The 20,825-nt window shown below is 50.0% G+C and carries 17 protein-coding genes; 12 read left to right on the forward strand and 5 right to left on the reverse strand.

Annotated elements, in window-relative coordinates; all coding sequences use genetic code 11:
• Positions 1 to 58 precede the first annotated feature (58 nt).
• The 6 genes from J3P34_RS13525 (at position 59) to J3P34_RS13550 (ending at position 8,428) form a co-directional block, all read left to right on the forward strand.
• Positions 59 to 397 carry a tetratricopeptide repeat protein gene (locus J3P34_RS13525; protein ID WP_210465177.1) on the forward strand — a complete coding sequence of 113 codons (339 nt, stop codon included), beginning with the start codon at positions 59 to 61 and terminating at the stop codon, positions 395 to 397.
• 480 nt (positions 398 to 877) lie between these two features.
• A complete protein-coding gene (locus J3P34_RS13530) occupies positions 878 to 1,576 on the forward strand; it encodes a transporter (RefSeq protein WP_210489189.1) in 699 nt (232 codons plus the stop codon).
• 208 nt (positions 1,577 to 1,784) lie between these two features.
• Positions 1,785 to 3,095 carry a TolC family protein gene (locus J3P34_RS13535; protein WP_210489190.1) on the forward strand — a complete coding sequence of 437 codons (1,311 nt, stop codon included), beginning with the start codon at positions 1,785 to 1,787 and terminating at the stop codon, positions 3,093 to 3,095.
• A gap of 24 nt (positions 3,096 to 3,119) precedes the next feature.
• Complete coding sequence (locus tag J3P34_RS13540) at positions 3,120 to 4,229, forward strand: efflux RND transporter periplasmic adaptor subunit (RefSeq protein WP_210489191.1); 1,110 nt, start codon at positions 3,120 to 3,122, stop codon at positions 4,227 to 4,229.
• Positions 4,230 to 4,337: 108 nt separating this feature from the next.
• Positions 4,338 to 7,478, forward strand: a complete 3,141-nt coding sequence (locus J3P34_RS13545; RefSeq protein WP_210489192.1) for an efflux RND transporter permease subunit — start codon at positions 4,338 to 4,340, stop codon at positions 7,476 to 7,478.
• 248 nt (positions 7,479 to 7,726) lie between these two features.
• A complete protein-coding gene (locus tag J3P34_RS13550) occupies positions 7,727 to 8,428 on the forward strand; it encodes a hypothetical protein (RefSeq protein ID WP_210489193.1) in 702 nt (233 codons plus the stop codon).
• Positions 8,429 to 8,675: 247 nt separating this feature from the next.
• Here J3P34_RS13550 and J3P34_RS22390 read toward each other — a convergent pair whose 3' ends face one another.
• From J3P34_RS22390 to J3P34_RS13565, 3 genes are all read right to left on the reverse strand, one after another.
• Complete coding sequence (locus tag J3P34_RS22390; protein WP_210489194.1) at positions 8,676 to 10,049, reverse strand: sensor histidine kinase; 1,374 nt, start codon at positions 10,047 to 10,049, stop codon at positions 8,676 to 8,678.
• Positions 10,046 to 10,729, reverse strand: coding sequence for a response regulator transcription factor (locus tag J3P34_RS13560; RefSeq protein ID WP_210465184.1), 684 nt, complete (start codon positions 10,727 to 10,729; stop codon positions 10,046 to 10,048). Before J3P34_RS13560 ends, J3P34_RS22390 begins: the two co-directional genes overlap by 4 nt.
• A 542-nt stretch (positions 10,730 to 11,271) precedes the next feature.
• On the reverse strand, positions 11,272 to 12,258 hold the full coding sequence (locus J3P34_RS13565) for a GlxA family transcriptional regulator (protein WP_210489195.1): 987 nt from the start codon (positions 12,256 to 12,258) through the stop codon (positions 11,272 to 11,274).
• A gap of 215 nt (positions 12,259 to 12,473) precedes the next feature.
• Here J3P34_RS13565 and J3P34_RS13570 point away from each other — a divergent pair, with 215 nt between their 5' ends.
• The 4 genes from J3P34_RS13570 to J3P34_RS13585 all read left to right on the forward strand — a co-directional run bounded on the left by J3P34_RS13570 (position 12,474) and on the right by J3P34_RS13585 (position 14,275).
• Positions 12,474 to 12,917, forward strand: coding sequence for an SRPBCC family protein (locus J3P34_RS13570; protein ID WP_210489196.1), 444 nt, complete (start codon positions 12,474 to 12,476; stop codon positions 12,915 to 12,917).
• Between the two features lie 26 nt (positions 12,918 to 12,943).
• Entirely contained in the window at positions 12,944 to 13,495 is a 552-nt protein-coding gene (locus J3P34_RS13575; protein ID WP_210489197.1) for an SRPBCC family protein, read from the forward strand.
• Between the two features lie 11 nt (positions 13,496 to 13,506).
• Complete coding sequence (locus J3P34_RS13580; protein WP_210489198.1) at positions 13,507 to 13,980, forward strand: VOC family protein; 474 nt, start codon at positions 13,507 to 13,509, stop codon at positions 13,978 to 13,980.
• 61 nt (positions 13,981 to 14,041) lie between these two features.
• On the forward strand, positions 14,042 to 14,275 hold the full coding sequence (locus J3P34_RS13585; protein ID WP_210465190.1) for a hypothetical protein: 234 nt from the start codon (positions 14,042 to 14,044) through the stop codon (positions 14,273 to 14,275).
• 190 nt (positions 14,276 to 14,465) lie between these two features.
• Here J3P34_RS13585 and J3P34_RS13590 read toward each other — a convergent pair whose 3' ends face one another.
• A complete protein-coding gene (locus J3P34_RS13590; protein WP_210489199.1) occupies positions 14,466 to 15,068 on the reverse strand; it encodes a porin family protein in 603 nt (200 codons plus the stop codon).
• Positions 15,069 to 15,740: 672 nt separating this feature from the next.
• Here J3P34_RS13590 and J3P34_RS13595 point away from each other — a divergent pair.
• Together J3P34_RS13595 and J3P34_RS13600 are read left to right on the forward strand one after the other, a co-directional pair.
• Entirely contained in the window at positions 15,741 to 16,613 is an 873-nt protein-coding gene (locus J3P34_RS13595) for an arylamine N-acetyltransferase family protein (protein ID WP_246853701.1), read from the forward strand.
• Between the two features lie 222 nt (positions 16,614 to 16,835).
• Positions 16,836 to 17,570, forward strand: coding sequence for a ThuA domain-containing protein (locus J3P34_RS13600; RefSeq protein ID WP_210489201.1), 735 nt, complete (start codon positions 16,836 to 16,838; stop codon positions 17,568 to 17,570).
• A 365-nt stretch (positions 17,571 to 17,935) separates the two neighbouring features.
• On the opposite strand, the gene J3P34_RS13605 is transcribed toward J3P34_RS13600, so the two are convergent.
• The gene (locus J3P34_RS13605; RefSeq protein WP_210489202.1) at positions 17,936 to 20,758 is read right to left on the reverse strand and encodes a DUF4961 domain-containing protein; all 2,823 of its coding nucleotides are present in this window, start codon (positions 20,756 to 20,758) and stop codon (positions 17,936 to 17,938) included.
• Positions 20,759 to 20,825: the final 67 nt, after the last annotated feature.

Below are 20,825 nucleotides of genomic sequence, written 5' to 3' on the forward strand. Positions count from 1 at the left end.
CTTAGGGTTAGCTTAATTAAGTTAATTTTGTGGGCAATTTAAAAGAATAATTCATCAAATGGAAACGACCAACAGCAGATTGACGCAACTCCTGGCCTTCTACGAAGAAGATCCGAACGATCCGTTCACCATGTACGCCATCGCGACGGAATACCGCCCTACAGACCCCGCAAAGGCGCGCTTCTTCTACGAAAAACTGCTGGCCGAGCATCCAGAGTACGTAGGCACCTACTACCACGCGGCCAGTCTCTATCTGCAGCTAGAGGAGCCGGAGCTTGCCAAACAGGCGTACCAGAAAGGCATGCAAATTAGCCGGCAGTTGGGCCAACTACATGCCTTCTCAGAGTTGCAGCAGGCCTACAACAAGATGATGGGTTTAGATTACGAAGATGATTAAAAAATAGTTTGCATGCATACTATTTTTGCGTTTTTAATAAAATTTTACCCCTTTTAGGCCGAAAACCAGCTTTGCTCCTGCCCATTCTGGCACCTGGTGAGACAAAGCTGTTTTCGGCCTTCTTTTTTGAAAATAGCCTGTAAAGAGCCATGCAAAAGTCCAATTCCTTTAGCTATCTGCTTTTCAGGCTTCTCCTCTTTGGCAAACCCTTTTCTCTTTATCTCTTCTAATTCTAACTGCATCCTGAAAGGCTCAGCAGAAGGAAGCGTTACATCCCATTACTTCACTTTACACAAGTGTACTTCAATTACTTAGCCAATATTTAGGTTTATCTAAACTTTTAATTAGCTTTACCTGTAGAGTTATTTAGTTAAACCTTAGCTAAGATCTATGAAATTAACTTTACTTCTCCTGTTAGAGATTCTCCCCCTTCTATGCCTGGCGCAAACAGGTCAGGATAGCCTTAGCATTAAACAACCAATGGAAACGGACCGGCCCGATCAAACGGAATCGTCCCGAGTGGTGCCGGCGGGCACCCTACAATTGGAAAGTGGTTTTTTCTGGCAGGTGGAAAAAAGAAAAGGACAGAAGATCACCGATGTTCTTTACCCCACCGTTCTCCTGCGCGTGGGCCTGCTGGATAGAATGGAACTGCGGTTTCTGACTGAATACTGTAAATCCACCCTGATTAATGATCGCGGCGCGACTTCCAAAAGAGGGTTGAACGCCATGGCGGTGGGCACCAAAATCTATATAACCGAGGAAAAAGGGCTGATCCCCGAAATATCCCTGCTGGGGCACCTTACCCTTCCCTCGGGTTCCTCTGAATTCCGCCCCACCTACGTGGCCCCTGATTTTAGGCTTTCCCTCTCCCACACCCTGACCAACTCTCTTTGCCTGGGCTATAACTTGGGTTACCAATGGGACGGTGGATCCCCAGAAGCAACCGGCATTTACACCTTATCTCTGGCAGCGGATCTCAGTGACCGTTGGGGCACGTATGTGGAGGTGTTCGGCGATAAGCCGGAAAAAGGAAGTTGGTGCCACTCAGCAGACGGGGGCTTCACCTTCTCGCCTCGTTACAATATCCAGTTGGATGTATCCATGGCCGTGGGAATCACCTCAGCGTCCCCGGACTACTACCTGAACGCCGGCCTGAGTTTCAGAATACCCAGGTAAATTGTTTGAACTTCCTTTGTGTGGGGCAACTTGCGACTTTGCCTGACCTAATGGCAAACTCTTTCAGGAAATACATTTCAATGATTTGCAAAAGGTTGTACGTTTGAACATACAGAGGCACTTTTCCTCTCTCATCACTTTCTAATCTGGCTCTAATCAGCCTATAATATGGGCCTTCTACTTTTGGGCATTCTTAATCAGAGTGCCCATGTTGAAACCCAGATTGATCTTTTTGCATTTCCTGCTGGCGTTTACGCTCCAGCCGGTTTATGCGCAAATTACCAGTACACCCACCCTTCTCATTACAGCGCCAACAGATTCGTTGCGTCTTACGCTTTCTGAGGCGGAGCAGCTTTTCCAGGAACGTAATCTCCCTCTGTTAGCACAGAAAACGGCCATTGAAGCTTCGCGGGCCGCTATCATCCAGGCAAAGTTGTTTGAAAACCCTGTCTTGAGCATAGACCAAGGCATTTACAACCCCACCAATGGCCGCTACTTTGATGTTACGAAGCAAGGCCAGACCTACGTGCAACTGGACCAACTCTTTTACCTGGCCGGAAAGCGCAACAAACGGGTACAGGTAGAACAACTGAACACCCAACTCACCGAGCAGGCCTACTTTGATTTGCTGCGGACCTTGCGCTTTGCCCTGCGCACCAGCTTTATTGAGTTGCATTACAAACTGCAAGGCTACAAAGTGCTGCAGGAAAGAACCCAGGCCGTCCAGCGGCTGGTCACGGCGTTGGACGGACAGTACCGAAAAGGCAATATCCCCTTAAAAGAGATTACCCGGCTCAAAGCTCTGCTGTTCCAACTGGGCAACCAACAGTTGAGTTTGCTCAATGAGATACAGGAAGAGCAGGTGGAGCTAAGGTTGCTCACCAACACCCCGGCCACTACCACGCTAGTGCCAGTGGTGAACGAGGAAGCCCTCACCAATATCGAGGAAGACCAACTTTCTTACACCCATCTACTGGAAACCGCCCAAGAAAACCGCTATGATCTGAAAGCCGCGGAAACCGACGTCCAGTTACAGCAAGCGAATCTAAAACTTCAGAAAGCCTTAGCAGTGCCGGACCTTACCCTTGGAGCAAACTACGACCGCCAAAGCAACTTCATCCGGGACTATGTGGGCTTGAACGTGTCTGTGCCGCTACCGCTCTGGAACCGTAACCAGGGCAACATCAAAATGGCCCGCCACGAGGTGGACCGCAGCCAGCAGCTCTTGTCTCAGCAGCAACTGGTGGTGGAAAACGAAGTGATGCAGGCCTACCGGAAAGCCCAGGAGGCCCAGAAGTTCTACGCATCTTTCGATCCCAACTTCCGGCAAGACTTTGACCGGCTTTTGGAAGGTGTGACCTCCAGCTTCGTGCGCCGCAACATCAGCCTCATTGAGTTCCTGGATTACTACGAAACCTACACCGACAGCATCACCCAATTGCTGGAGCTCAGCACCAACCGCCTGCGCACCCTGGAGGAAATCAATTTCGTCGTGGGCAAACCAGTCATCACCTATTAATCATCTCGCCAACCTTGTATTTATATGAAAAAAATAGCCTTTGCCCCTTTCCTGGTCTTTTTAAGTGGAGTTGCGTTCCTTTCTTCCTGCTCTGACGAACAGAAACCCAAAGCTTCCTCTCCCCTGGCCTCGCATGAACTGTGCCTCACCGATACGCTTTCTAATATGGTACGGATGGACACCGCCCGCTTGCAGCAAGTGACCAATCAGTTGCAGTTGGCCGGCAGGATCGCCTTGGATGAAAAAAAGGTGTTCAAGGTGTTCCCGCTGGTGGGCGGACACGTGCAAACCGTGAAGGTGGAATTGGGCGATTACGTGCAGAAAGGCCAGACCTTGGTGGTGATCCGGAGTGGCGAGATCGCGGAGTTTGAGCAGCAGCGCATTGCCGCGCAGTCAGCTCAGCAATTGGCGCAGAAGAACCTGGACGTAGCCAAAGACATGCTGGCGGCCGGACTTATCTCCGAGAAAGAACTGCTGGCCGCCCAACAGGAGAAAAAGAACGCCGATGCGGAGGTGCAGCGCTTGAAGCAGATCTACGGCATCTACAGCATAGGCAAAGGCTCTGAGTACGTGGTGAAAGCCCCCTCGGCGGGATTTGTGGTGGAGAAAAATATCAACGCCGACATGCAGATCCGCTCAGACAATGACACCAGCATCTTCACCATCTCCAGCATGAACGAGATCTGGGTCATGGCCAACGTGTTTGAGTCAGATATCTCCAAGATCAAGGAAGGCTACGCCGCAGAGGTGACCACGCTAAGCTACCCGGATAAGGTGTTCAAAGGCAAGATTGACCGCATCTTCAACGTGCTGGACCCCGAGACCCGCACCATGAAAGTTCGGGTACGCCTGGACAATCCTGATTTTTCGCTGAAACCGGAGATGTTCGCCAACATCCGATTGCAGTATCCAGATGGCAAGCAACTGCTGGCGGTTCCCGCGCAATCCATCGTCTTTGACCAGAGCAAAAATTACGTGATGGTGTACCGCAAACGCTGCGATGTGGAACTGCGGGAAGTACAGGTCTACCAAACCGTGGGCCAGACAACTTACCTCCAGAGCGGCCTCCAGGAAGGAGAAAGTGTGATCAGTAAGTACCCGCTCCTGGTCTACAATGCCTCCAAAGCAAAATAAGTTACCCCCGTTTTGACCCTCTTTTCATAAAAGAAGGCCTAAAACAGAAATCACCAGGCACGCTGTGTCTGGCAAAAGGTAGCCAACGTCTCAGTTATTCCTTTCATCATGAATTCATTCATTAAAAATATTATCGGGTTCTCGCTCAAGAACCGGTTCCTAGTCTTTTTCATCACCGCCGGCATTGTGGTGGCCGGTATCTTCAGCTTCCTGCACACACCTATTGAGGCGTTCCCGGACGTGACCAACACGCGGGTGCAGATCATCACGCAATGGCCTGGCCGCAGCGCCGAGGAGGTGGAGAAGTTCGTGACCATTCCCATAGAGGTGGAGATGAACGTGGTGCCTAAAAAGACCAGCCTGCGGTCTATCTCGCTCTTCGGACTATCGGTGGTGACCATGATCTTTGAAGACGAGGTAGACGATTTCCATGCCCGGCAGTTAGTGGCCAACCAGCTGGCCACCGTGAACCTGCCCGAGGGCATTGACGCCGAGATGCAGCCCTCCGCGGGGCCCACCGGCGAGATTTTCCGCTACACCCTGGAGAGCAAGACCAAGGATGTACGCGACCTGAAAACCATTCAGGACTGGGTGATCGACCGCAAGCTGAAAGGCGTGCCCGGGATCGCCGACGTAGTGAGCTTTGGGGGAGAAGTGAAGACCTACGAAGTGAGCGTTGACCCCAGCCTGATTGGGAAATATGACATCACTGCGCCCGATGTCTACGAGGCCATTGCCAAAAGCAATTTCAACGTGGGCGGCGATGTGATTGAGAAGAACGGGCAGGCGTACGTGGTGCGCGGCATCGGGCAGCTCAACAACATTGCAGAGATTGAGAAAGTGATGGTCACGGAACGTAACGGTGTACCGGTGCTCATCCGCAACGTGGCTTCGGTGGCAGAATCGCATTTGCCTAACCTGGGCTTTGTGGGCCGCGACGAGAACACCAACCTGGTGGAAGGCATTGTGGTGATGCGCAAAAACGAGAATCCCAGCGAAGTGCTGGAATCGCTCAAAAACAAGATCACGGAGTTGAACGAACAAGTGCTGCCCGATGACGTGCAGATTAAACCTTTCTATGACCGTTCCGACCTGATTGGCTTTACCACCAAAACCGTGTCGCATAACCTGTTGGAAGGCATTGTACTGGTGACGGCCATCGTGTTCCTCTTCATGGCCGATTGGCGCACCACCATCACGGTGGCCATCATCATTCCGCTGGCCTTGCTCTTTGCGTTCGTGTGTATGCGCCTCAAAGGCATGTCGGCGAACTTGCTGTCTATGGGGGCCATTGACTTCGGGATCATCATTGACGGAGCCGTGGTGATGGTGGAAGGCTTGTTTGTGGTGCTGGACAAGAAGGCGCACGAGGTGGGCATGGCCCGTTACAACCTGCTCTCTAAACGCGGCATTATCAAGAAAACCGCCATTGATTTAGGCAAGTCTATCTTCTTCTCCAAGCTCATCATCATTACCGCCCTGCTGCCCATCTTCGCCTTCCAGAAGGTGGAGGGGAAAATGTTCTCACCGCTGGCCTACACCCTGGGCTTTGCCTTGCTGGGGGCTTTGTTCTTCACCCTCACGCTGGTTCCGGTGCTTTCCAGCATGCTCTTGAATAAGAACGTGCGGGAGAAAAACAACCCGTTTGTGAATTTCCTGAACAAGTATGTCTACAAAGGCTTCTCTTTCACCTACAAGCACAAGCGGGCGAGTTTAGTAGTGGCCTTGGCAATCATGGCGGCGGGGCTTTTCACTTTCAATTTCCTGGGTTCTGAGTTCCTGCCCCAACTGAACGAGGGCGCCGTGTACGTGCGGGCCAGCATGCCTATGAGTACGTCCTTAAAGCAGTCCATAGAAATGTCAGAAAAGATCAGAGGCACCATCAGGTCCTTTGACGAGGTGAAGCAGGTAATGTCCCAGACAGGCCGGCCTAACGACGGGACAGACCCCACCGGTTTCTTCAACATTGAGATGCACGTGGACCTGAAGCCCAAAGACGACTGGCAACGGAAAATCAGCAAAGAAGAACTCATCCAAGAGATGCAGACTAAACTGGCGGCGTACCAGGGCATCAGTTTCAATTTCTCCCAACCCATCATGGACAATGTGGAGGAAGCGGTCTCCGGGGTGAAAGGCTCCATGGCCGTGAAGGTGTTTGGCGATAATCTGCAACGGTTAGAAGTGTTAGGCGATCAAGTTTATAATGTGCTCAACCAGGTAGAGGGGATTGATGACCTAGGCGTGATCAACCTCATAGGCCAGCCCGAAATGCGGATTGAACTGGACCAGCAGCGCATGTCTTCTTACGGCGTTTCTACTGCCGATGCGCAGGCAGTCATTGAAATGGCAATCGGTGGGAAAGGTGCCAGCAGCCTCTACGAAGGCGAGCGGAAGTTTGACATCAGGATCCGGTATCAGCAGGAGTTCCGAAACGATGAAGAACAACTGGGCAACCTGCGGGTGCCTACGAGCCACGGAGGTAACATCTCGCTGAAGGAAATTGCCAAAATCAGCAGTGTGACCGGCCCGGCCTTTGTGTACCGCGAAGACAACGCCCGCTTCATTGCCGTAAAGTTCTCGGTACGCGGCCGCGATCTGGGCAGCACCATCAAAGAAGCGCAGGAGAAAGTAGCCCAGGCGGTGAAGCTGGACAAAGGCATGCACCTGGAGTGGAAGGGCGAGTTTGAGAATCAGATCCGGGCCACCGATCGCCTGATGGAAGTGGTGCCGGTAAGTATTGTCTTAATCTTCCTGATTTTGTTCGCACTATTTGGCAACGGGAAAGACGCGGCGCTGGTAATCCTGAACGTGCCGTTCGCCTTAATTGGTGGTATTCTGGCCCTTTTGATGACCCATACCAATTTTAGTATCTCTGCGGGCGTGGGTTTTATCGCCCTTTTCGGGATATGTGTGCAAAACGGGGTGATCCTCATCTCAGTGTTCAAGAACAATCTGCTGGAGGAAATGCCGCTCGCCAAAGCTATCAAAGAAGGTGTGAAAGAGCGCACCCGCCCCGTGGTGATGACCGCCATGATGGCCGCCATCGGGTTGTTACCGGCTGCGCTATCTACCGGCATCGGGTCCGAGACGCAGAAACCGCTGGCCATTGTGGTGATTGGCGGCCTCATCAGCGCTACCGTCCTCACCCTACTCATTTTCCCGCTGCTGTTTGACAGCGTTTACAAAAGAACACTCAAGAAACGAACCAATGCCCTCGTGGCACGGAAGGCGAATACCGTGCCCGCATAGTTTTGATAGGTTTGACTGTTTGTGTAACGGTTCGTGCTTGAGTGAACCGGGGTGGCCTTGTGCCGCCCCGGTTACTTTTGGTGAAAAGGCGTTGGGAGTTTATCAATGCTTTTAAACACCTCTATTCTACTTCAAATTCAAAGCTGCTTAATGCCCAAAAGTAGCGTCAGGAAGAATTACGTTTTAGGGGCTTTTAAGGAGGTCAATATTTCATTTCATAGTTTGTACACCTATAAAGAAACAACCTAATGGAAACAATCATGGAGAAGTATAACAACCTGCAGAAGCTAATGGTAAATGAAATTACTGACGAGCGGAAAACAGAAGAAAATAAGTCCAAAACCCCTGATAAGTCCTTTACTAAAGACATTAACTGGAATTTACTGCATCGCTCCATCTATGTGATTGAAGTTGGAGAACTGGCGAAGAAGAGTTTTGTCAAATATGGCTTGGACGGTTTAGCCAGCCACCCCGAAGTAGGTGGCCGTTACCTGAGGTTATTTGGTTTACTAAGTGCGGTGTTTCAGCAAAAACTGGCCATTGAGAACCTATTGGAGATTTATCAGATAGAGGAAAAGAAGAAGATTTCTTCCAGTCTGAATAGCTCTGAGATCATTGAACTGTGCAACAAACTAGGGGTACATGCCACTTATTTCAGAAATCATCAGGCGGAAACTGAAAGTCAATTCTATGTTTGTGAGACCTCCAGGTCAGAGATAGAAGTAAACAAAATAAAACAATTAATTAGAAAATATGAGTTTGAAAGTGTTGATCTGCTGTATGATTTAAAATGCTTTGATAAAAAGGTGGAATTAACCTTATCGTTTATCATTGCAGAGTTCCTAAAGAAGGTATTCAATAACCAAGGCGAATATTACGATCAATATAGGCTCATAAACAGCCAGAAGGATTTTACATCTAATGCAGGCAACTGTGGGTCAAATTCATAGAACATGATCTGAATGGCTGGTAGGTTTCTATTTTGCTGGTACGAGTACGACGTTTCGGGTTAACGTCGCTACAGGATACAAAATGTAGCGTCATTGCAGTGCTACGCCGCCATCCGGCAGGATGATAAGGCGATGGCCTCCATATGCGGTTGTTCTACTCGTTGGCCTCTATTAACAGCTTTATTCCTTATCAACTTTTACTGTAACCCCTGTTTACAGCCTCTTTTTATAAAAATGGGCCTAAAACCTAGCTTTGGTAAAACGTAGGAAAAAGCAGCGTGACAGTAGTGCCCTTCTGCAGAGTTGATTCCATTTTGATGGACCCTCCGTGCAGCCGCATAATCTTCTCAGTCATGGCTAGGCCAATGCCGGAGCCGGTGCGGGAACGGGCGTTCTGCGCGCGGTAGAAAGGCTCCATTACTCGATTCAGCTCCTGCTCGGGAATACCTATCCCCTGATCCTTCACCAGTACCGCCACTTGTCTCTCCTCACATTTTAGGGAAACTAACACAGGTTGATGGTCTGAGAACTTGGAGGCATTTTCCAGCACGTTTTTAAAGGCGATCTGCAACAGGTTGCGGTTTCCCAGAACGGTTATCAACTCTGGATTTTCCGGCAGGTTGGAGAGATCCAATTGGATTTGCTTCTGCGGAAGTTGTTGCCTCAAATCTGTTTTTACTTCTAGCAGCACTTCGTCTATCCGCACCTGTTCCTGCCTAACTGCTTCTTCGTCAAATCCGGTCTGGGCCAGAAGAATCAAATCTGATGTAAGCTTTTCCAAACGGTCTGTTTCCTTCTGGAGCGTTTCCAACGACTGCTTATACTCTTCCGGGGTTCGGTCTTTCAACAACGTAACTTCCAATTCGCCCCTAATGGCGGTCAGAGGATTCCGGAGCTCATGGGAGGCATTCGCGATAAAGCTCTTCTGCATGTAGAAGGAAGTCTCCAGGCGCTCCAGCATCTGATTAAAGGTAGACACCAAATCCCCAATTTCGTCACGGTTTTCCCGCCCTTTAACCCGCAGGTGCAAATTGGAGGCCCTGATCTTGTTGACCTCCTGCACAATGGAAACAATGGGTTGCAATACCTTTCTGGCGAAGAAGTGACCCGCTACAGCCATGATCACCATACCAACCAATATACTGACCAGCAATACCTTTTGTAGGTTCTGGAGTTTGCTTTTGCCGGTCACATCCATGGCGGAGACAATCACATAGAAGTTTCCCTGGTTGTCCTCATACCAAAGCCCTACTGCCTGTTTGTCTTCTTGCCAGAACTCTGCCTCCTGGTGTTGGTCTATCTCGTCAAAAACATCAGATGGAACACTAGGTTTATCTGTATCCGGCGACAATAACACCTGACGGTTTTTATCAAAAATGGTGAGGGTTTCCCTAGCTAAACTTTGCAGGTATTTGCGTTGGATTTTCTGCATGCTGGCGGCACTGAGTTCATCCCGCTCCAGGTACATCTGCGCCGAGATAACGCCCCTGTCCCTTAATCGTTGGAAATACTGCCGGTGGGTGTACTGCTCAGCAAAAAAGTAAATAACAAGGCCCATGAAGATGAGCACCGCCGTGGTGAGCCCTGTAAAGATGAGGGTGAGTTGATTCCGGAAATTCACGCGTCCTCCGGCTTCTTAAGAATGTAGCCCATACCCACTACGGTATGGATCATCTTGGTAGAAAACTCTTTGTCAATCTTGTTGCGCAGGTAGTTCACGTATACGTCTACCACATTAGAGCCTAAATCAAAGTTCAGGTCCCATACATTCTCCAGTAAATCTACCCTGGACAATACTTTACCTTGCCTTTTCATAAAATACTCCAGCAAGGCGAACTCCCGGGCAGTGAGGTTGATTAGTTTTCCTTCACGGGTGACTTCTTTCGTATCCAGGTTCAGTTGCAGATCGCCGGCTTGCAAGAGGTTGCTGGATACAGAAGTATCGGCCCGCCGGGCCAATGCCCTGACCCGCGCCACCAGTTCTTTAAATTTGAAGGGTTTGGTCAGGTAATCATCGGCCCCGGCCTCTAATCCGTCCACGATGTCATCGGTGGCGCCCAGAGCGGTAAGCAATAGCAGGGGTGTCTTGATCTGTTCTTGCCGCAGTTGTCGGCACAGGTCTAACCCGCTGAGGTGGGGCATGATGATGTCCAGCACGATGACCTGGTACTCGTTCTGCAGAGCCAGCCTTTTGCCGGTCAGGCCATCGTAGGCCACCTCCACTTCAAACGTCTGTTCTTGAAGACCTCTTTTAATAAATGCGGCCACATTGGGCTCATCTTCAATAACCAGTACTTTCATCTGCAATAAGGGAAACTAAAATAGTGCTTTGCTTTAAAGGTACAGGAATAAGGGCCTAAATAAAAGCTTTAAAGGTATAGGAACTAAAAACGAGTTATTCTAAGCAAACTGTTTCCGCAGGACTGCGGCAAGTTTCAGAACTTCCAGAACACAGGTGATGATTAAGGCTCTTTTTCAAAAAAAACAGGCCTAAAACAACATAGCCGTAGCCATTGACCTGGGTGAATGGAGCGACGAAGTACCTGCCCTGGAAGCGGTGCGCTATTCCTGGGCCGACAACCTAGAGGGTGCCAATCTGTACAGCAAAAAAGGTTTACCTGCCGCTCCTTTAAAAACTGATTATCACCATGATACACCTAAAGTAGGCATAGTCAAGTAGAACTCTAAAGATCACTCACAAAAAAGCCTTTGGGCCGATGAAACAGAAGATGCATTCCGTTTTCATCGGCCCAAAGGCTTTAATTTGTTGACAGTAACAGATGCTTCCTTGTTGACAGTAACAGGTGCTTCCCGTCTTGATGTTTTGGCTTGCCGGAAACTGATCAAGCCATTTCCATGGCTTCTTTATTGTATTTGTTCCGGTATTCAAGCGGCGAGATGCCGGTGATCTTTTTAAAGGTGGTTCTGAAGGCTTTGGTATCTGAGTACCCCACCGAGTACATGACCTCGTTCACGTTCTCGCGGGAAGTCTCCAGGCACAACTTGGCGGCTTCTACTTTCACCCGTTGGATGTATTCTACTACCGTGTTGGAAGTGGCTTTCTTGAACCGGCGCTCAAAATTGCGGCGGCCCAGGAAACACATCTCGGCCAGTTCCTCCACGGTGATCTTGTTCTGGAAATTCTGCTCAATAAACTCCTGCACTTTCCGGATCTGCTCATCGTGGTGCTCTTTCTGCCCGTGGAAAATGATGAACGGTGACTGGCTGTTGCGGTCAATGTCAATTTCAAAGATCTTGGAGGAGCGCACCGCCATGTTGCGGCCCGCGAATTTCTCCACCAGGTACAGAATGAGGTTAAGCGAAGAATAGGCCCCGCCGCTGGTGTAAATGCCTCCCTCATCGGTGATAATCTTGTAGGGCAGCAAATTCACGTCTGGGAACATCTGCTTAAACTCCTCCACCGCCAGCCAGTGCGTGGTGCAGCTTCGGCCTTTTAACAGCCCGGTGGAGGCCAGCAGGAAAGCCCCGATGCACAAAGACACCACCTCGGCTCCGTTTCTGTACTGACTGATGATCCAGGACACAAAGCCTTTGTTCTCCTCAATGACTTGTTTCATATCGCCGTGCACGGCCGGGATAATGATGAGGTCTGTTTTGAGGGCATCTTCCACCACCAGCTCGGGTTTTATGCTGAATAAGCCGTTTGTTACCCTGGTATCCTGGGTGAGCCCCACCAGCTGCACCTTGAACAATGGAGCCTGACCCGTCCGCTCCAAAGCCTCGTTGACCTTGGTGAACATCTTATGGGTCGCCTCGATATTGCTAAAGCTAATATCACCTTCGGGAATAAGAATAGAGATGTGCTTCATAGCCTTAAAGTAAGAAGCTTTATTGTCGTAATCAACCCCCAATTATGTCGCATTCACCCTCTTTTGAAAACACCAGATGTTTGTATGTTTGTGCTAAAGGAATTGGCCAACACAAAAGAAATTAGCAATCCGTTTAGAGGCAGTTTTTTAGAAACCAAGCCCATAACGGGATTCCTGACTTTCATGAAGATTGTTCAACAAACCAGATAAAAGCCATGGAAAAAACCACCATCAAAAAAGAGATTAGCTTAAATGCCCCGAGAGAGCGCGTCTGGGAAGTGCTGCTGAAAGACGAATTCACCCGCCAGTGGTTTGCCGCCTTCAGCGAAGGTACGCATGCCGTTACTGATTGGCAACTGGGAAGCAAGGTGGTCTTCAAAGATGAATCCCAGAGCGGCATGGTGGGCAGGATTGTGCAGAATACGCCCCTGGAAGTGCTTTCCATTGAGTACGACGGTATGCTGGTAAACGGAGAAGAAGACACGCAGAGCCCCGGGGCCCAAGCCGTACAGGGCGGACAGGAAACCTACCGGCTGGTTCCCTCTGGCCAAGGCACCCACCTCCTCATTGAAAGCGACATGAGCCCGGAGTATTTTGATATGATGTCTGCGGCCTGGGACCAGGCTTTGCTCAAGATCAAAGAACTGTCTGAAAATTAAGCGAACTAAACTTCCTGCCCTACCAAATGAAGATCATCAAAAAAATATTTCTGGGTTTAGCTGTTTTACTAGCGGTTCTTCTCATTGCGGCCCTGTTTGTTTCCCGTGAATACCGCATTGAACGCGAGATTGTCATCAATCAACCCAACACACAGGTATTCAATTACATAAGCCACATCAGAAACCAGGATTACTTTAACAAATGGGCCATGCAGGACCCGCAGATGAAGAAGAGCTACCGGGGTACCGACGGAACGGTGGGCTTTGTCTATGCCTGGGACGGGAACGAGAACGCCGGCAAGGGCGAACAGGAAATAAAGGGGCTGGTGCCCGGAGAAAGCGTGGACATTGAGATCAGGTTTCAGAAACCCATGGAGGCAATTGCCCGCACGCCTTTTACCACCACCGCGGTATCCCAGAACCAGACCAAGGTAACCTGGGCCATGGTGGGCGGCTACCCCTACCCTTGTAACCTGATGCATTTAGTCATGGAGCCAATGTTGGGCAAGGACATGGAAACCAGCCTGACCAGCCTTAAAGGAATACTTGAAAAAGATCAACTCACCTCAAATCAATAATCAATAGCAACATGGTTACCTTACATCCTTACCTGAACTTCAACGGCAACACCGAGGAAGCCTTCAATTTCTACAAATCTGTTTTCGGGGGCGAGTTCCTGGTCCTGCAGCGTTTTAGCGATATACCAGACGCAGGCAGAATCCCAGCCCATGAACTTGACAAGATCATGCACATCGCTTTATCTATTGGGCAGGGCACCATCCTTATGGGCACCGATTCCCTGGAATCTATGGGCCACACCGTAACCATGGGTAACAACTTCCACCTTTCCCTGGACACTCAAAGCGTGGAAGAAGCCACCAACATTTTCAAGGCCCTATCTGAAGGCGGAAAAGTGGACATGCCCTTGGAGAAAACATTCTGGGGAGCATACTTCGGGATGTTGACCGACCGGTTCAATATCAAGTGGATGGTGAACCATGACCTGAAACAAGAGGCGAAAGAGCAGGCCCTCACGCCGGAAGCGGAAACCACTACCCTATAACTCGTTTAACCCTTATCGGCCTTTTTCTGACAGAAAGTTTTGGTCTTAAAGCCCATCCCCAATGATGATTCAGCAGGAAAACAGAATGGTGGAAGTGTTTGCCACCAATGTGGAAGAGGTAGCCAAGGCAAACAGACTGGTGGCGGTTTTGCAGCAGCACCTGCCGGGCTGCCGCATCAACTTTGACCTGGAGGACTGTGACAGAATCCTGCGGGTGGAAGGCCCAATTTTCAATCCATCCCAGGTGTTGCAGTTGGTGACCAATGACGGCGTAAACTGCTGGTTGCTTGAGTAAACGCTTTGCTTAGCGTAATAGCAGGAAAAGACTTTAGACACCCTTATGGTCCCTGAATAGTTTATCAGGTTCAGGTCACGGGACCGGGTCAGTTAAGGGTAAAAAAGACAAGCACCTCCGTTTAGGGGCCGTTTTCAATTAAATGGCCTCTAAACGGAGGTGCTTGTTTTTTAGTGAATGGGTATATTGGTTATTTACCGATGAGTTTGTACCCGATGCTCAGGATAACTTGCCGGTTTCTGAAGTCAACATTACCATTGTTTGGGTCGGTGTAAGCCCGTTTCAGGCGCTCATAACGCACATCGGCGGTAAGCCGCGAAATGTCAACGCCAGCCCCAATCTGGTAACCCCAATCGGCAGATTCAAAAGAGTCTTTGTAGTCCTGTACATCAGACTCGCTGTTGATGAGTACTGAGGCCACCGGACCCGCATACGCCCGCAAGAACAGCAGTTTATAACCTACCAGAATGGGAACGTCTATATTGGTGAAGCCAATTTCCTGCACCGAGGTACCGGTTCCGTCCTGGTTAGGCACCTGGAATTTACCGCCGGAAGAAGACAAAACCGCTTCGGGCTGCAGCAGGAAACCTGCTACATTGAACCTGGTGAACACGCCGGCATGAAAACCGGTAATGCTGCCCTCTTCCTTGAACTGAGTGAAATTGGCACTAGGGTTTTTAAGATCCACATTAGACGAGCTGATGCCCGCTTTCAGCCCTAAGGTGAAGCCCTGGGCCTGGGCTGCCAAGCTGGTAAAGGAAAGAAAGGCAACGAAAAGAATGATTTTTTTCATAATTAGTAAGAGTTAGAACGGTTTGTTTAAAGCAAATGAACGTCTTTGCCGCCTCATTTCAAAAAGAGGCCGCACCTGTTTTACGACCCATTTCAGGAAAAGACTTTAAAAGAACGCACACTTGGCAAAAGATGATATAAGTACTGCATCATATGGTTTTTTACTTACCTGAATTGGACTAAATTTTTCTTCCCAGGCTTAAGGCACCAATCTGGGTTGACCCTTAATTGAAGCCTAAAACAAACCTCCCGGGATTGTTCAATCATCTTCTACTGGTCTCCTTCCTGCTTTTGTTCCATTTCGTTTCTCCTTTAACCAGGTAATCCTATCTTCTGCAATAGTAAGATACCCAACGTATCTCCCTCAAGAGGCCTTCAGGAGGTAAGTAAAAAGGAATCTATTTAAGTCATCTGGGAAGCAGGCTTGAAACAAATTTTAGATTAATTTAAATTATTCCAATTTAATTCCTATATTAGACATCTTAATAGTCAAATACCCTTATTACATAATAAATTAATCATTGCAATTTTATCTGATTGACCTGGCTTAACTAGGTTGATACAGACTTAAGGCTATCCTCCCAAGATGGCAAAAGCACCTTTTTATTACCAACATGAGGCCTTCACCTCATACCCAACAAACCTATCCTATAACCCTTTATTACCTAAGAAGATGAAAGCAAACGCCCTTGTATCGCCGGAAAAGACACTCTTCAAGATAAAGAAAGACGGACTGGACCTGGAGCGGTATCTGGCCCGGATCAACTTTTCCGGCCCCCTTACCCCCACCCTGGAAACGTTGCAGCAGCTGCATTTTCAGCACGCCATCTCCATACCCTTTGAGAACCTCAATCCATTTTTGAAGCAGCCGGTGCCGCTGGATATTGAGTCGCTTCAACGCAAGATGGTGGAAGAAGGTAGGGGCGGATACTGCTTTGAGCAAAACCAATTGTTTGCGGAAGCCCTTCGGGCCCTGGGTTTTCAGGTGAAAGGCCTGGCCGCGCGGGTTCTCTGGAACGTACCGGCCGGCGTGACCACCGCCCGGGCCCATATGCTGCTGCTGGTGCACCTGGAAGATGCCGACTATATCGCGGATGTGGGTTTCGGGGGGCTGACGCTCACCGGTCCTCTGCGGCTTCTGGAAACCGGCGAACAGAAAACACCGCACGAGACCTTCCGGCTGGTGCCCCAGGAAAATGAATTTGTGTTGCAGGCCAAAATCCAGGGGAACTGGAAACCCATGTACCGGTTCAGCCTGCAGGAGCAGTTTGCACCGGACTATGAGGTGAGCAATTGGTTTACCTCCACCCACCCCAGGTCCCCGTTTGTTAACGGGCTGATGTTCGCCAGAACCACACCGCAGGCCCGCTATGCGCTCCGCAACTATGAACTAAGCATCCACCATGAGAACGGAATCACGGAAAAACAGGTGCTCACCAGCCCTGCCCAGGTGAAAACCGTGCTGGAGGAAGTGTTCAAACTGCCGCTGCCTAACACCCCGGAACTGGACCAGTCCCTGCACCTGATCATGCAGCCCCTGGATTAACGCTTCTGCCGTTTAAGGTGCCTCTGAAGGCAAATTTTCTCCGCAAGGAGATCCTCTTCTCTGAAGCCAGCAAACCCAAGACTACCCTTATTTTCTATAACTTCTGTACTACGCTTTTTAGGCCTGTTTTTGTAAATCAGGCTTAAAAAGCGTAGCATTATAGCTAATCAGAAAACGAATCTTTTTAGTTATATCCTTAAACAAACGGACACCCACCCATTTATGAAACAACTGTACCTGTTACTCTTCTTGTCCATTTTTCTCTTCGCCAATTGCTCCTCTGAAAACAGCCATAACAGCAGTCCCAAGCTCCCATCGGTGTTGGTTTTCTATAAGACGGCGGGCTTTTACCACACGTCCATTCCAGCAGGTTTGGCGGCCATCCAGAAGCTTGGGCGGGAGAATGGGTTTGGGGTAGACACCACCAAGAACGCAGAAATCTTCACCTCAGATTCTCTGAAGAAGTACAAAGCGGTGGTTTTCCTGAGCACCACCCAGGATGTGATGAACGATGCCCAGCAAAGCGCCTTTGAGCAGTTCATTAAAGGCGGCGGCGGGTTTGTAGGCGTACATGCTGCTACTGACACTGAGTACCAATGGCCGTGGTACAATCAACTGGTAGGCGCTTATTTTGAAAGCCACCCGCAGATTCAGAATGCCACTGTCCAGGTGCTGGATAAATCCCATCTCTCTACCTCTTTCCTGCCAGACAGATGGGAAAGGAAAGACGAGTGGTACAACTTCAAGAACATCAACCCCAACATCAAGGTACTGGCCACTTTAGACGAGACCACTTACCAGGGAGGCAAAAACGGAGCCAGCCACCCCATTGCCTGGTACCACACCTTTGACGGCGGCAAAGCCTTTTACACCGCCGGCGGCCACACCGATGAAAGCTTCCAGGAACCGCTCTTTCTCCGGCACTTACTGGGCGGAATCCAGTACGTCCTGAAGTAAGCGCTTCGTACCAATTTTGCTATCCAGCTAATCCAATATTTAGGCAGGCATGGTTCAAGTTTTCAACCTGGACCTACTCTGATTGGAAGTTTGTAACTTCCATGAGGAGAAAGCCTCAAACTTAATTTCGTGACTCAGTTCAGCGAAGCATCCACCAAAAGGAATTAGCTAGATTTCTTTCCTATGGAAATCTAACTATACAAAAGGGCTGGCCCTGCTGTACAAAGCAGAGCCAGCCCTTTTTCTTTTAGAACTTACTGCAACAGCATCGGGGCATTCCAAGGCTGCTTTTGTGAAAACAACCTTAAAACGCCCCGATGAGAAGTGGCTTGGATCAGAACAGAACTAAGCCTAAGGGTGGACTATTATTGCACCACTACCTGGATGGTTTTAGCCGATGTACCTGTTACCATCTTGCAATGGTAGATACCCGGAGCCAGTTTGTTTCCGGCGCCGGTAGAGAGTTTCTGGCTGATAGTGTGGTTTCCGGCAGCTTGCTTACCCAGTGAGCGGCTGGTTACCACACGGCCCAGTTGGTCATACACCTGCAGAGACACCTCGGCAGTAGAAGTCAAGTTGTACCGCAGGTTCAGTTCCCCGGTTCTGTTGGGGTTAGGGTACACCACCACCTGTTTGGCCAGAAAGTCTTTGTCTTCTTTAGAAGCCAGGAGGATGCTGGAACTGGTGATGCGCTTGGTGGTATAGACGCGGTATTCGCCGGGTTGCAAGGTAATGGCCTGGTTTACATTGGTCACGTTCAAAGCCTCGCCGGTCACAAAATCATACCAGGTACCGGTATTCTGGAACTTGGGATCAATAGTACCAGAAGTCACCCCGAAGTTACCCAACACCGCCACGTTCATGTCCGGGTCCTGGATGTGGATGGTCTTCATGGTGTTTTGCAAATCCAGGGTATAGTTCCCAGATTCAAAAGCCGGTTCATTGATCTTGAGCTTGATCAGGGCCGCATACACGTTATAGAGCTTTTTGCGCTCGGCCTCCTGGTAGTAGTTCCAGAGTATAGGTTTATCGCCGGTACGGCCGTTCTGGTTAATGGACACATCGTAGCCCAGCTCCCCAAACTGCCAGATCATTTTAGGCCCAGGAATGGTGAAGAAAAAGGCCGCGGCCAACTGCATCCGCTGCAAGGCGGTAGCCTGGTTCCTCACGTTGTAAGTACCTGAGCTGTTGCCGTAAGCCAGGGCTTCCACCATCTGGCGCTCTTCATCATGGCTCTCCATGTAACCCACCACGTTAGGGCTGGTCCAGCCGCGCTGCTTGTAAGAGATCCAGTTGAAGTTAGAGTTGTCATTGAAGCCTAAAATGGCCTGTTTGTAGTTCCCGTGCAGGTTGCCCCACAGCATCATGCCGGCGTTGGCTAAAACCGTTTCTTCGCTGTTATCTGCAAAATGTTCCAGAATCACATAGGCGCTGTTGTCTACAGTCCAGATGTGGTTGGCCATACGCTTGAGTAGGTCAATACGGGTTTGGTCATACTGTCCCCAGTTGCTCACGCTGCCCAGGGTGTTTTTCTGGGTAAAGCCTTTAGACAAGTCAAAACGGTAGCCGTCCACTTTGTACTCCTGGAGCCAGAACTCGGTTACCCGGTCCACAAAGTACTTCGTGGCCTCACTCTCATGGTTGAAATCATGGCCTACGTTGAAATCGTGCTTGGGATCTGGGTTAAACCAGGGGTTTTCAGGCGTGGTCTTGCCGGTAGCGCTGTTGTAGTACATCTGCACCATCGGCGATTGCCCGTAAGAGTGGTTCAGGGCGATGTCCAGGATCACGGCCATACCGCGGGCGTGCGCCTCGTCAATAAAGCGCTTGAGCATTTCCTTAGGCCCGTAGTATTTGTCCGGCGCGAAGTAGTACACCGAGTTGTAGCCCCAGCTCAGGTTGCCCTCAAACTCATGGATGGGCATCAACTCAATGGCGTTCACGCCCAGCCTTTTCAGGTAGTCCAGGGTATCGGCTAAGGTTTTATAGTCGTGCTTCTGGATGAAGTCACGCACCAGCAGTTCGTACACCACCAGATCCGTTTTCTTGGGCCGGGCAAAGTTAGCCACTTTCCAGGCATACGCCGTCTGGTTTGTCTGGAAAACCGATAACATGCCGGTAGCCTTGCCGGTTGGATAGGCCTTGAGGTTTGGATAGGTCTCCGCAGAGATAAACCGATCCTGGTCAGGGTCCAGGGTTTTCTGGGTATAAGGGTCTCCTACCCTGATGGTCTCATCAATGAGGTACTGGTAGGCGTACTCGCGGCCGGCCACCAGGTTGTCAATCTGTACCCAGTAACGGGTTCCGTCTGGCGTCCGCTTCATGGGGGTGGCCCCTACCGTCCAGTTGTTGAAATCACCAACCACGTACACCGTCTGCTTGTTAGGCGCGAACAGGTTCAGAAGTACGCTGGTAGAGCTCAGGTAAGTAACACCGTCTTTGGTATTGGCAGGAAGGGCCTGGGCCTGGGCTAGCTGACGCACCACAAAGGTGAAGGAATCGGCGGCCATGAGGTTGCCGCTCTCTGCCACCAGCTTTACCTTATTCGCGCCGGGTGTGGAGGCGGTCAGTTGCATGGAAAGCGTGGTGGCGGAGGCTTCCTCTTTTACTTTCACCCCGTTCACAAAAAGCGAAAGCTTGGCGCTAGCTGAGGAACCGCCCGTGACCTGGATGTAGTCGTTCTGGTTCACGAACAAGCCGTTCATGCCTACCGAAGGCTGGCTGAAAGAAACATTGATGGAGCCAGACTGGTAGATGGCTACTTTTATGTCTTTTCCGCCGGTATCCTTGCCTTCTTTCGTTCCGCTGCCATTCCGGAAAACAAACATCAGGGCCTTGATCTCTTCCGCAGCCGGCACGTTGTAGTAGGTTCTTGGGGTAATGGTGATCTGGTACTTGTTGTTGCCCAGGGAAGTCATAAGCGCCGCCGGTGTATTGGTACCCCAGGGAGCTTTCACGTACTTCCAGTCAGAATCTGAGGTACTCAGGTTGGTAAGCACTCCCGTATGGGCATACACGGGCTCTGAGACATTGGCGAGCCCGCCCGTGCCCTTGGTGGCATCAAAGGTGATGGTGACCGGTTCATTGTGTACCGGGAAGGCAGGCGACAAGGTCACCACCTGCGCCTGGGCTACTTGCACCAGCAGCAACACCAGCAACAAGCCAAGCAAACGAAACGTAGTCTTCATGCGATAGGCAGATTAAGTTTAGTGGAGATAAAGCCTCAGCTTTACGAAATCGATTTCCTTGCGAATT

Source organism: Rufibacter aurantiacus, from assembly GCF_017916345.1.
Taxonomy (GTDB): domain Bacteria; phylum Bacteroidota; class Bacteroidia; order Cytophagales; family Hymenobacteraceae; genus Nibribacter; species Nibribacter roseolus.